This is a genomic window from Nostoc sp. DSM 114161, assembly GCF_052692665.1.
Map to the genome: position 1 here is coordinate 5001 of NZ_CP195141.1, position 11431 is coordinate 16431.

Here is an 11431-nt window from a genome sequence, read left to right on the forward strand (position 1 = left end):
TAGGCGGTAGGTGGAAGTGCAGCAATGCATGTAGCCGAGCCGTGCTAACAGACCGAGGGCTTGACCTCTACAACAAAACCATAATTCGCATTCCTGGCAGTCTTCAGGGTTTTGAAGCAGGCAAAAGGTTAAAGCCTAAAGGGTAAAGATAAGTTTTTTCCCTTTTTCCCCTTGCCCTAAAAGTTTTCCTGGTGTCTATTGCGCGGTGGAACCACACTGAACCCTTCCCGAACTCAGAGGTGAAACGCTGCTGCGGCAACGATAGTTTAGGGGTTGCCCTACGCTAAAATAGCTCGATGCCAGGTTTTATATTCACACTCAAACCCTCTTGCGATTGATCGGAGCAAGAGGGTTTTTGTTTTTCCTGTATTTAGAAATATAATTTTAATTGTCAAAATTGGAATAAGGCGATCTCCAACTTATTAGAAATGTTGGAGATCTTGTTTAATTATACCAATTTGAAAAAAGAATGCGACACATGGAACAAAGCCCTCCCCAACCCTCCCCTTGGCAAGGAGGGTGCCGTTGTTAGGCTGGTGGGGTATCTGTCAATACGGTTCGGTTAAGATCCCCCTTTTTAAGGCTACGGTGTACACATAAGTCCTGAAATCCCATCTAAAAATTGGTTTCGTTGCCTAGCCCTAAAATTAGCGGGATAAATGGAGTTTCCAGTTGCCCAAAATTTGGGTATTTATCGGCTTAGAAGGGTTGGAACCTTTGCAGCCTATACTTGTGTGTACACGGTAGCTTTTTAAGAGGGGTTGGGGGGATCTTCGAGGAATAAACCTATTTTTGAATCGGTATTACAAATGATTCAGCACTGTTGAATTATGCGAAGAACCAATTTTAATCAGATATCTAAAGTATGTTTGCAGGTTTCTACTCTGCGTTCAAAAATTCCAAATATCCATTGCTGAGTTCTTTCACCGCCAATTCATAAAATTGTTTACCGTGTTCTGGCGTTGCTAAAGCCGGATTCGATCCCATGCGTCCATCGGGATAATGCGATCGAAAGTCTACTGCACTATAAATCCTGTGTCCGCTTGCAACTTCTGGTGAAAGGTATCCTTGCTTAATCACTTCTGGATAAACGTACTGGGTAACGGCTACTTCACTTGGGGTTGCGTGAGAACCTTCTCGATCGCCATATAATTCTTTAGCTAGTTTATATACTGAACTGCACATAAACCAGTTAGCCACTTGACATTGTACTTGTGGAGCATTGGCAATGTGCAAATCTTCTAAATAAGCGTAGGTTTCGGAAAAAGCAGCTTTAAGGGTGGCGATGTTACCGCCGTGTCCGTTGATAAAGTAGAACTTGGTAAAACCAGCTTTGGCAAGACAAGTTACATAGTCTCGCACTACTTGAATTAAAGTACTGGGGCGCAGACTGATTGTGCCAGGGAAAGCAGTATGGTGCAATGCCATGCCTACATTGATTGTAGGAGCAACGATCGCTCCAGTTGTATCGCCCACACCACGAGCGATCGCTTCTGCACAAATAGCATCAGTACCAATCAATCCTGTTGGCCCGTGTTGTTCTGTGGAACCAATGGGAAAAATAATACCCTTTGATTGCTGTAAATAAGCTTCAACTTCTTGCCAAGTACTTAAATGTAGTAACATTTTTGATGATTTTCCTCTAAGAAGGCATCTTCTCCGATTTAACTTCTACTAACATAATTATGAAGTTTTTTTTTATGAGAATAAACCACAGATCCCCGACTTCTTAAAGAAATCGGGGATCTTACAGCAGATTTCAAGTTCTTGAAGTAGATAAGCTAAGTTAAGTAACCAAGCATTAAGCCTGTTTTGCATCTGAATTCTGCCGTATTTTTCAATAATTAGGATTGAATTATCAAATATTGTTTTTTTGGATTGTCAAGAAAACAAAGGGGATCAATCTCTAATCTATATCAATCAAAGTAATAATGTTTTTTTACGTTACTTTTAATTTCCCAGACGCAAGACATACCAGCAGGAAAAATTACTAAATCGCCTTCACCCATTTGCACTGGCTGTCCACCATCAGGAGTAACAATTACATCTCCTTCCAAAAAGTAGCAAGTTTCTTGAGAATCATAAGTCCAAGGGAATTTTGAAACTTCCTTTTTCCAAATTGCCCATTTGGACACACCCAATTGTTCGAGACGTTGTTGACTGGGTTGATGCTCAACTTTAATTTCCATACTATGTTTTCTCTGGTTTTATTTAGCAGTAGGATTGGATATCCTCTCCACATTGATCTACTAAATAACACAAAGCGCGAAAACGCAAGCTCACAAGTTCGTTATAAAGGGGATTGAGTTTGCACATTGGAGGAATGTGAGCTATTGTGCGGCCAAAAAGCATAATATCACGCTCAAATGGACACTGGGCAGGAATAAGCTTAGCAATAAATTTGGCGAATTTACGATTCTGAACATCAATCGCGTCCAGCCATTGACGTAATGGTTGCAGTAAATCTAATTTACCTTGAAGAATTTGTTTTTTAGTACCTGCTAGATTTTTTTCTTGTATGGGGCTAATAAAAGCAGGTAGAAAAATGCGCTGATTATTTGTTTCAAGCATAGTTTTTAGCAAGGTTTTCCTTGTTATAGATGAACTATTTGCCAATTTGGAATGCTGCTATGTAACTTATTTAGGCAATTTGCATTCTGCTTATAAACTGAAGTAAAATCCGCAGATTGCAAAGAATTTACATGCATCTTTGGGGGGAATTCGGTTGATTAATTGTTATTTAAACCCACCAAATGTTCGAGAACTGTCCCGTTAAATACAAAATAACAAAGAAAATATAAAAATTGCATTTCTTTAACTTATTGATTTCTAATCTGAAAGATTGCAATTCTATATACAAAATATAAAACTCTAGTTACAAAACTGCCTAGTACCGAGAGATGTACTTTAGGGAAGAGAAACAGAGTATTGCTGCGATCGCATATACACTCCGCTAGGATTAGCCCCCTAATATCTCTAGATAGTAGGATGCTGAATATTCGTAATCTGTACTATATAGCACACAAGATAACCTAGATATTATCTAATAAGTAGTCAAAATACTTTGATAAGTTCAAACTAATATTAGAACTGACATATCACAATACAGCACACTTGGCGAAATTAAAACGGAAATTGGCAATTGGAATAATGGTATTTCAAACCAAAATCGAAAAATTATGTGTGGACTTGAACCCCAGAATTCAGTTAGCAATTATCCACTAATTAAGCGTGTCTTTCGCAAGCTCCTTCGTTACGCCACAATTGATATAATTGCGTCGCTGGCATCGTCATATATAAAATATCGCCAGGACTGAGGTTGGTTTCTAGTAAATCCCAGCCGTGCAGGGTTTGGTGGTTCGTTTCTACGTATAAAGGTACGCAGTCAGTAGACATGGCTACATCTTTCACCCACTGCCCGCAAAAGGCGTGTAAAGGCGTAATCACTGTGGCAAAAGCTACCCAAAGACTATCTGCTGTGATGCCATTACCAAGAATTCTTCCCCCTAGCGCAGCTGCGGCAAAAGCTGGGGCTGCCAATTCAGCGGGACTGAGTACTGCCTCGAAGTCAAATAGCTGTTGCGCTATGCCAGCAAAATCGGGATCGGCATAATGGACAATTACCGGAATACTTGGTGCCAAGCTTTTGGCTTTGAGGGCTATTTCTAAATTAGTGGCATCGTTACTGGTTACGGCCAGCACTGCGGCGGCAGCATGAATATTGCTGGACTTGAGTATGGTGCGGAAGCTAGCATCACCTTGAATTACGGGAATGCCTAGCCCTCTGGTGGTGTTGACAAATCTGTTATTAGAATCGGTTTCGATCGCTACGACTTCATGGCCGCTGGTGTGGAGTTGCTCGACGATTTTGACGCCAATACCGCTTAAACCACAGACAATGTAGTGATAGCGCTGGGGTATTCGTGCTGCGTCCCAAAATTGCTTAAAGCGGCTTCCCAGGACAAAATCGGTGAGCATTGCATACCAGATACCAATCACCACTGCGCCAACCAGCATCATGATAACGGTAAACAATTTGATACTGTTGGGAGCATTTTCTACTACTTTGTCATTACCACCTGCTCCGGTAATCATGCCTACAGAAAAATATAGGGCATCGATTAGAGACAATTTTAATTCAGCAGATGTGTAGGTGAGTGTGGCAAGTAGAATTACTGCGAGTAAGACAACAGCACCCACAACTACCGATCGCCCATGTTGCTGAAACTGTCTCAGACTAGTTATTACTTTCAGCAGTTTTATAATTAGCGATCGCTTCGGAGGACGGTTGCGGGGTTGCGTACCAACAATTAAGCGATCGCCTACTTCTAACTTTTGTCCGGAGATGACAGCAGATACTAAATCTATTTCACCTTCTACAGGTAGATAATAAATCAGCATCCGCGATCGGTCTTCCCACAATTCATTCAGCTTTCGACCTTTCCACAAATGATTTTCATCAATGTATTCTTCATGAATAGGCCAAGTTTGTTGAAATAACTTGATTTGCCCGATCGCTCGACTTCCCATTGCTGCAAAGGTGAATACTGGTGCTGCCAAACCGACAACACTCATACTCAAATGATCTGGCAAAGTCCGATCTAAGCGTTCGCCCAAATTTGTATTATAAAAGCGGTTGATGATGCGAATTTGGGGATTCAGCACTCGCGCTTGCATCATAACTGACAAATTTAGTTCATCTTTAGATCCAGCAATTACTAAAGTGTGCGCTTGCTCAATTCCTGCTGCTTTTAAGGTAGCTGCTGCTTGCAGATCGCCAACAATCACATCCGATGCAGTTTCGCCTGGAATAGGTTGGTAATGAATGCCAACAACAAATGCTCCCTGCTGTCTGAGCAAACGAAAGATTTTATATCCAGTACGTCCTAAGCCACAAACAATAATTCGAGGTTTCATGAAACGGCAGCATCTTTTACAGGCGGGGCTGCATTTCTAATTAATTATCCAAATTATTGCCCGCTTTCGTTGGTTTATCTGTAACTGACAACACGATTGTTTGAATTGAAAGAGTTAAGTTGATGTGCTTTTAAATTGCATAACTCAACTTGTTAAAATGACGCAAGAATGCGGGGACGCGGGGATGCGGGGACGCAAAGATGCAATTTGAATAAGGCTACCGCGTACACATAAGTCTTTTAAAGTTGTTGTGTAAGACACAGAAGCTTAATTTTTGCTTTTCGATGCAACAAAGGTGCAAGCCGATGCAACAAAGGTGCAAGTCAAGAGACTTGTGTGTACACCTTAGCTTAAAAAGGGGGAAACTTCTTCAAGTCCCCCTTTTTAAGGGGAGCCACTGCGGTCTTGGGGGTTTCCCTCAGAGCAAGTGGCGTGGATTTAGGGGGATCTTCAAGTATTTGATACATCGCTAAGGACTGTTAGAGCTAATTCGTAAAGAAAATCTTAAGTGTACTCAACTCATTACTAGGTCTGAGTTTCAGCAAACAAGTGCTGTATTGAGTTAAATTACTGAAACCCTTATTGAACAAGTACTTTACTTGAGTTTACAAATTAGCTCTTAAAACATCCTCTTAGCAGTGGAGTTTATATTTGACTTCGATTCTTAGATAAACTGCTGTTAGATGGCACATTTATAAACTGATAAAAGTCAATCTGATTTAGATACCTGAAATTTTAAATTTTCGCCTTATGAAAAAGTTAGTACAATTAACAGATTTTGGTAGTGTTTTATGCCCCTTAATTCTAGCAGGAACGCTAGCCACTACAGCACAAGCACAGCCACAGTCAGAGCCAGGGCCTATTTCTGCACCTAATGTCACACTGAACGTACAACGTAGCAGTGGTAGATGTCCTGAAAAAATTGGGCTGTGGTGGTTTACTTTACCTTATGAAGGTGGTGCTGAACATACGGTAGTGGCAGATACTAGAGAATTTGCAGATTCAAGTAAGTTAGTTTCATCTAATAACCAGTTTGCCGAATTTGTTTCACCTTTACGCAGTGATTATGCATCGTGTGTTGGTAAAACTCGCACCCAAGAATATACTTTCTACAATGTAGAATTTAAGAATAAAAAAGCTTATTTCCGTGTGGATTTGCGAAAAATTAATGCACCAGGACGCTTAATTACCTACAAAACTGTAGCGGCTTCTCGTCCTTATGTCAGATGGGCGATCGCTGATTAATAGACTTCTTGCAGAAGTCGGGAAAAGGGGGAAAGGTTTGGTATTTTCCCTTTACCGTTTAACCTTTTCCCTTTGACCGCAAGAGGTCTAATGTCTCCAATATTTCAGCCCAATTGCTGATTGACAAATACTCTATTATGACAATCCAATTTGATTGGATGAATAACTAACATATATTTGAAAGCAATAGGCAATTAATCTTTCGCGGTTGCCTATTGCCTCCCTCTACGAGTAAGTTAATAATCAAATATTATTTGTCAATAATGCTTCTCTAGATACTCATCGTTTACTCGCAAAATTTATTAAAATTAAAGAAAGAAGAACATATTGATAAATTAATAAGTTTAGTTCATGACTGCAATCCAGTTCCAAACTTTACCCCACACACAGCAACAAAAAGCCACTGTACCCCACTTGGGGCTGGTTTGTATTACCTTTGATAAACAAGTGCGCTTTCGGACAATGACGCGCACGCGCTACTTAAAACTGACTCTTGAAGAACGTGAAACTGCTCTAAGAGAACTCTATCAGCATAATTTACAGCGTTTGCATGACGCTCTATCCTTTTGTCAGAAAAATCGGATTCAGCTGTATCGGATGTCCTGTGCTTTATTTCCTTTGTGCGATATGGAAGACGAAATCGGCGCAAATATATTAGAGGAAATGAGCGATGAATTAGCAAAAATCGGGGAACGTGCAAAAGCATTAAATATCAGAATGGTACTGCATCCAGATCAATATGTAGTGCTGAGTTCTGATTCTCCAGAAGTGGTAAAAACAAGTATCAAAATTCTCGAACGACACGCCCGCAACCTTGACTTATTAGGCTTACCCCAATCGCCTTGGTCATTGATGAATATTCATGGTGGTAAATCTCAACGCACCGAACAACTTGTAAAAGTAATTTCAGAATTACCACCAGCAATTAAAAATCGGTTGACTTTAGAAAATGATGAATACGCTTATAGTGCAAGTGAAATTTTAGTAGTGTGTCAGCAAGCAGGAATACCAATGGTATTCGACGCTCATCACCATATTTGTCACGAAAATTTAGATAGCTATGACGATCCAAGTGTCGCATCTATGTTATACGCAGCACGAGAAACTTGGGCGAATCCAGATTGGCAACTAGTCCATATTTCCAATGGCGAACAAGCTTTCAACGATCGCAAGCACAGCGATTTAATTACAGCTATGCCCAGTGTTTACCACGAAGTACCTTGGATAGAAGTCGAAGCTAAACGAAAAGAAGAAGCGATCGCTCATTTGCGTTCTTGGTGGCTGATGGAGTCAGAAGTCAGAATTTAGAATTCAGAATTCTGAATTCTGAATTTAGATGCGATCGGTTCAGAGTAGGACTCAATAGTGTATGTTAACTACTGAATCAAAAATTCAATGTGCTGTTTCACCTTTTCCTCAACAGCCAGTCAGACTCCTAACTCCTGACTCCTGAATTCTGAGTTCTGAATTCCTTCTTAGAAAATATGGCGATCGCAATCGATTTTGGTACTAGCAACACAGTCATTGCTCGTTGGAACCCTGTAACCCAGCAGCCAGAAACCCTGAATCTACCAGGTTTATCAATTAAACAAAGTCTTAATCCGCCACTGATACCCAGTTTGGTTTATGTTGAAGACGCAGCACAAAGTAAAATCTTAGTAGGTCAACAAGTACGCGATCGCGGTCTTGACCTCAAAGGCGAAACAAGATTTTTCCGCAGCTTCAAGCGCGGTATTGGTGCAAATATTCAAGGTTTCTTACCTGAGTTAGATGGGCAAATTGTCACCTTTGAGCAGGTAGGGCAATGGTTTCTCACCCAGGTAATTGAAGAACTAGCACCCTTGGAAGGTGGTTTAGATTCTTTAGTTTTAACCGTACCCGTAGATAGTTTTGAAGCCTACCGTCATTGGTTAGGAAAAGTTTGCCAATCGCTAAAAGTCGAACAAGTGCGAATGCTGGATGAACCCACAGCTGCGGCCTTGGGTTATGGCTTGGCAGATAAAGAAATGCTCTTGGTAATCGACTTTGGTGGCGGGACTTTGGATTTGTCTCTCGTCCGGTTAGATCGAGGCGTTCAAGCAACTACAAAACCTGTGGGATTTCTGCTCAAATGGGGTAATAAATCGTTAGCTGAAGATTCAAAACAAAAAGTCAAAACAGCCCGTGTCTTGGCGAAAGCAGGGCAAAATTTGGGTGGTACTGATATTGATAATTGGTTAGTAGATTACTTTGCCAAAACTCAAGGGCTGGCGGTAAGTCCTTTGACAACAAGATTGGCAGAACGGGTAAAAATTCAGCTATCAACTCAAAATCAAGCCAGTGAAGTTTATTTTGACGATGAAACATTTGAAAGTTACGAACTGGAATTAAACCGCGATACTTTTGAAAATATCCTCAAAGAACACGCCTTTTTTGAGTTATTAGATGAATCGATGACGACACTGTTGCAACAAGCAAGACGCCAAGGAATAGAAGTTGCAGATATTAATGCAGTTTTATTAGTTGGTGGAACTGTACAATTGCCAGCAGTGCAGACATGGATTAAGCAATATTTTGAGCCAGAAAAAATTCGTTGCGAACGTCCTTTTGAAGCGATCGCTCAAGGTGCGTTACAAATTGCCCAAGGCATTGAAATCAAAGACTTTCTTTACCATAGCTATGGGATTCGCTACTGGGATCGCCGCAATCAACGCCATCATTGGCATCCGATAATTAAAGCTGGACAGCCGTATCCCATGAATCAGCCAGTGGAATTAGTGTTAGGCGCTTCTGTAGAGAATCAGCCGAGCATCGAATTAATTATGGGAGAATTGGGAGCAGACACAGGTAATACCGAAGTTTATTTTGATGGCGATCGCTTGATTACTCGCCGTCTTGAAACTAGCGAAACCACCGTCAAACCCCTCAATGATAAAGAAGGTGCTAGAACAATTGCCCAACTAACACCTAACGGATTTCCTGGCAGCGATCGCATTAAAATTTTCTTTCAAGTTGACGATAAACGCTTTTTGCGAATCACCGTTGAAGATTTGTTAACAAATAACACACTTTTAGAAAATCAACTCGTAGCACAGTTGAGTTAGGGATTTAGCAACAAATAAATTATCAATTTTGTAGGGTGGACATCTTGTCCGCCCTTAGCTTTATCAAGTCTAGCTAATTGCTTATTAAAATTTCTGTGCGTCAGCTTAACTTTTTCGCTTATCTTCCAAATTTTTAACGTATTCTCCGATTTGAATGTTTAGGTACGATTCTGTATACAAATATATTTACTTGATTGCTGATAGAGACAAAAATTTAGAAATTACTATTTTTGAAAATGGGAATTGGGAGTTTAACCAAAATGACGAAGCCTGATTTTACTCAAATGACTCGCAAAGAATTAAAAAAATATATCTTGTCTCATCCCACAGATAATGAAGCGATTCGAGAATTATTGATTAATCGAAGAAACCTTAATGCTCAAACTTTCCCTTATCCTTACGATATGCCCTATGAAGAAGTAGAAACAATTTTTAAATCTAAATTGAATCTAAAGTGATATCTAAGAAAATTCTACTTAAAGCAATGCTATGAATTCGTCTACACTTAAATCAACATCTCGAATAATTGCTCTCAAGGTTCCCTTCGCCAACTCTTGATGATCCGGAACCACAACTTGAGCAAATGGTTCATCTCGTCGCATAATGATGTGACTGCTTTCTCTGCGCTTTTGGTAAAAGCCAATTTTTTCCAGAGCATTAACGCAATCTTTCCCGGAAATACTGGGTAACTTGCTCACACAACTACTAGAAATGTTTCAAAGTTCTCTTCTGGTACAGGTAGGTTATCTTCTTTTAGGGCAGCAACATAACCTGAAATAGCCTCTTTAATATTTAAAAGGGCTTCCTCTTTTGTTTTGCCTTGACTAACACAACCTTTGAGGCTTGGACATTCGACAATCCAGTAGCCATCTTCATCTCGATACATAATTACTTGTCTGATATTTTGGCTCATGCTTACAAGCTATGTGTAACCACCTTTTATTTTAGTCCTAGAGTTATATTTAAAGTGCGATCGCCACAGGTATGTCGCTACAGCTGAGAGAGCAACCTGTCATACTCTGCGTGTAAACCTAGCCAAAACCAAATAATTGTATCCGCTTCTAGCTGTCCGACTGCCAGAAATCGATTTTATACAGCAATTTCGACAACTCTATCTATCTGTTGACTCAATTGCATGACGACTGTTGGCAACATCAAGCCAACCTTCAATAGCATCCTTTAAATTAATCATCACCTCTTCCATTGTCTCCCCTTCAGTAATACAACCGGGAAGCGCAGGAACTTCTGCCCAATTTGGTGAGATGCTAAGAGTCAGATCGCATATTTCCATATCAGCAGGTACTTTTCCCAATACAACAAAATGTGTCGTTAAGTGGTAGGGGAATTTGGGAATGAAGATTTTTCTGCCGAGTATTACACCTTGAAGATTAAGCCGCCCAAAAGATGCTGGTGAAGTAGATTCTACAATGAATATATCTTTAATAATCATAAATAATAAACTAAGGGCAAATCAAGATTAATACTCACTTTAGTTTTCTTGTTTAGTCATACATGACAAATAACACATTCTCCCAAAAGTCGGTAGAGTTCTTATTACTCAGTCTGGTTTAGCTTTTTTCTAAAAATTGCTTTGTCTTGAATTTCTGGTCGTAACGAAAAATTTGAATATGCTTTTTTACAATAAAACTAAAGACGTTGAGTTTGAACTAACCTAATGCCTATACCTGAAACTAACCCAAAGATAACAATGTCTTCACCAAGTCTCTACGAAACTGATTTTTACGCTTGGACACAGGAACAAGCAACTTTACTTCAGAATCAGCAGTGGAGTCAGATCGATCTGCAAAATCTGATTGAGGAGATTCAATCTTTGGGTAAACAGCAACGTCAAGAACTGCGAAACCGTCTAAGTGTGTTGATTGGACATTTACTAAAATGGGAGTACCAGTCAGGACGCCGTAGCCGTAGTTGGTTAGCAACGCTTCGTATTCAACGCTTAGATATTGCTGAACTGCTTGAAGACAATCCTAGCCTCAAGCCCTACCTTGAAGAAGCACTTGGCAAAGCCTACCTTAAAGGTCTGGAATTAGCTGTTGGAGAAACAGATTTGCCCAAACGTACTTTTCCGGTGGAGTGTCCCTACAGTTTGCTAGAGATTTTGGGCTATGACTTCTACCCAGGCGAACCAAGCAATTTAGTAGATGAATCAGAGTAGAGACGTAGCA

At 40.2% G+C, this 11431-nt stretch carries 13 protein-coding genes and 2 rRNA genes (1 of these 15 running past the window's edge); 8 read left to right on the forward strand and 7 right to left on the reverse strand.

Translation table 11 applies throughout. The features are described 5' to 3' along the window. Positions 1–68 (forward strand): 23S ribosomal RNA (locus NSTC745_RS00020); it begins 2758 nt to the left of the window's first position. Between the two features lie 119 nt (positions 69–187). Further along, positions 188–305: ribosomal RNA gene (rrf, locus tag NSTC745_RS00025) — 5S ribosomal RNA — on the forward strand. A gap of 574 nt (positions 306–879) precedes the next feature. On the opposite strand, the gene NSTC745_RS00030 is transcribed toward rrf, so the two are convergent. The 4 genes from NSTC745_RS00030 to NSTC745_RS00045 form a co-directional block, all read right to left on the reverse strand. Next, positions 880–1626: a creatininase family protein gene (locus NSTC745_RS00030; protein ID WP_445635342.1), complete on the reverse strand. Its 747-nt coding sequence runs from the start codon at positions 1624–1626 to the stop codon at positions 880–882. A 290-nt stretch (positions 1627–1916) separates the two neighbouring features. Continuing rightward, positions 1917–2189 (reverse strand): cupin domain-containing protein, encoded by a 273-nt coding sequence (locus NSTC745_RS00035; RefSeq protein ID WP_096537182.1) that lies wholly within the window; start codon positions 2187–2189, stop codon positions 1917–1919. A 22-nt stretch (positions 2190–2211) separates the two neighbouring features. Further along, positions 2212–2571 (reverse strand): Mo-dependent nitrogenase C-terminal domain-containing protein, encoded by a 360-nt coding sequence (locus NSTC745_RS00040; RefSeq protein WP_445638494.1) that lies wholly within the window; start codon positions 2569–2571, stop codon positions 2212–2214. Positions 2572–3225: 654 nt separating this feature from the next. After that, a complete protein-coding gene (locus tag NSTC745_RS00045) occupies positions 3226–4917 on the reverse strand; it encodes a potassium channel family protein (protein WP_445635343.1) in 1692 nt (563 codons plus the stop codon). Between the two features lie 750 nt (positions 4918–5667). Here NSTC745_RS00045 and NSTC745_RS00050 point away from each other — a divergent pair. The 5 genes from NSTC745_RS00050 (at position 5668) to NSTC745_RS00070 (ending at position 9703) form a co-directional block, all read left to right on the forward strand. Next, on the forward strand, positions 5668–6162 hold the full coding sequence (locus NSTC745_RS00050; protein ID WP_445635344.1) for a hypothetical protein: 495 nt from the start codon (positions 5668–5670) through the stop codon (positions 6160–6162). Positions 6163–6513: 351 nt separating this feature from the next. Then, a complete protein-coding gene (uvsE, locus tag NSTC745_RS00055; RefSeq protein ID WP_445635345.1) occupies positions 6514–7470 on the forward strand; it encodes a UV DNA damage repair endonuclease UvsE in 957 nt (318 codons plus the stop codon). 176 nt (positions 7471–7646) lie between these two features. Further along, positions 7647–9245: an Hsp70 family protein gene (locus tag NSTC745_RS00060; RefSeq protein WP_445635346.1), complete on the forward strand. Its 1599-nt coding sequence runs from the start codon at positions 7647–7649 to the stop codon at positions 9243–9245. Positions 9246–9399: 154 nt separating this feature from the next. Next, a complete protein-coding gene (locus NSTC745_RS00065; protein ID WP_445635347.1) occupies positions 9400–9519 on the forward strand; it encodes a DUF6888 family protein in 120 nt (39 codons plus the stop codon). Further along, positions 9506–9703: a DUF6887 family protein gene (locus tag NSTC745_RS00070; protein WP_445635348.1), complete on the forward strand. Its 198-nt coding sequence runs from the start codon at positions 9506–9508 to the stop codon at positions 9701–9703. Before NSTC745_RS00065 ends, NSTC745_RS00070 begins: the two co-directional genes overlap by 14 nt. Positions 9704–9721: 18 nt before the next feature. Here the strand turns inward: NSTC745_RS00070 and NSTC745_RS00075 are convergent, their stop codons facing one another. The 3 genes from NSTC745_RS00075 to NSTC745_RS00085 all read right to left on the reverse strand — a co-directional run bounded on the left by NSTC745_RS00075 (position 9722) and on the right by NSTC745_RS00085 (position 10695). Further along, positions 9722–9943, reverse strand: a complete 222-nt coding sequence (locus NSTC745_RS00075; protein ID WP_445635349.1) for a type II toxin-antitoxin system HicA family toxin — start codon at positions 9941–9943, stop codon at positions 9722–9724. Next, positions 9940–10158: a type II toxin-antitoxin system HicB family antitoxin gene (locus NSTC745_RS00080; protein WP_445635350.1), complete on the reverse strand. Its 219-nt coding sequence runs from the start codon at positions 10156–10158 to the stop codon at positions 9940–9942. Before NSTC745_RS00080 ends, NSTC745_RS00075 begins: the two co-directional genes overlap by 4 nt. A 198-nt stretch (positions 10159–10356) precedes the next feature. Further along, positions 10357–10695, reverse strand: a complete 339-nt coding sequence (locus NSTC745_RS00085) for a type II toxin-antitoxin system HicB family antitoxin (RefSeq protein WP_445635351.1) — start codon at positions 10693–10695, stop codon at positions 10357–10359. A 258-nt stretch (positions 10696–10953) separates the two neighbouring features. Between NSTC745_RS00085 and NSTC745_RS00090 the strand changes: the two genes are divergently transcribed. After that, positions 10954–11421 carry a DUF29 domain-containing protein gene (locus NSTC745_RS00090; protein ID WP_445635352.1) on the forward strand — a complete coding sequence of 156 codons (468 nt, stop codon included), beginning with the start codon at positions 10954–10956 and terminating at the stop codon, positions 11419–11421. The last annotated feature ends 10 nt before the right edge of the window (positions 11422–11431 follow it).

Coding starts and splice junctions, on each gene's coding strand:
- NSTC745_RS00045 (WP_445635343.1), bottom strand. CDS start 4,917: ATGAAACCTCGAATTATTGTTTGTGGCTTAGGACGTACTGGATATAAA.
- NSTC745_RS00050 (WP_445635344.1), top strand. CDS start 5,668: ATGAAAAAGTTAGTACAATTAACAGATTTTGGTAGTGTTTTATGCCCC.
- NSTC745_RS00085 (WP_445635351.1), bottom strand. CDS start 10,695: ATGATTATTAAAGATATATTCATTGTAGAATCTACTTCACCAGCATCT.
- NSTC745_RS00030 (WP_445635342.1), bottom strand. CDS start 1,626: ATGTTACTACATTTAAGTACTTGGCAAGAAGTTGAAGCTTATTTACAG.
- NSTC745_RS00080 (WP_445635350.1), bottom strand. CDS start 10,158: ATGAGCCAAAATATCAGACAAGTAATTATGTATCGAGATGAAGATGGC.
- NSTC745_RS00065 (WP_445635347.1), top strand. CDS start 9,400: ATGTTTAGGTACGATTCTGTATACAAATATATTTACTTGATTGCTGAT.
- NSTC745_RS00040 (WP_445638494.1), bottom strand. CDS start 2,571: ATGCTTGAAACAAATAATCAGCGCATTTTTCTACCTGCTTTTATTAGC.
- NSTC745_RS00070 (WP_445635348.1), top strand. CDS start 9,506: ATGACGAAGCCTGATTTTACTCAAATGACTCGCAAAGAATTAAAAAAA.
- NSTC745_RS00060 (WP_445635346.1), top strand. CDS start 7,647: ATGGCGATCGCAATCGATTTTGGTACTAGCAACACAGTCATTGCTCGT.
- NSTC745_RS00035 (WP_096537182.1), bottom strand. CDS start 2,189: ATGGAAATTAAAGTTGAGCATCAACCCAGTCAACAACGTCTCGAACAA.
- uvsE (WP_445635345.1), top strand. CDS start 6,514: ATGACTGCAATCCAGTTCCAAACTTTACCCCACACACAGCAACAAAAA.
- NSTC745_RS00090 (WP_445635352.1), top strand. CDS start 10,954: ATGTCTTCACCAAGTCTCTACGAAACTGATTTTTACGCTTGGACACAG.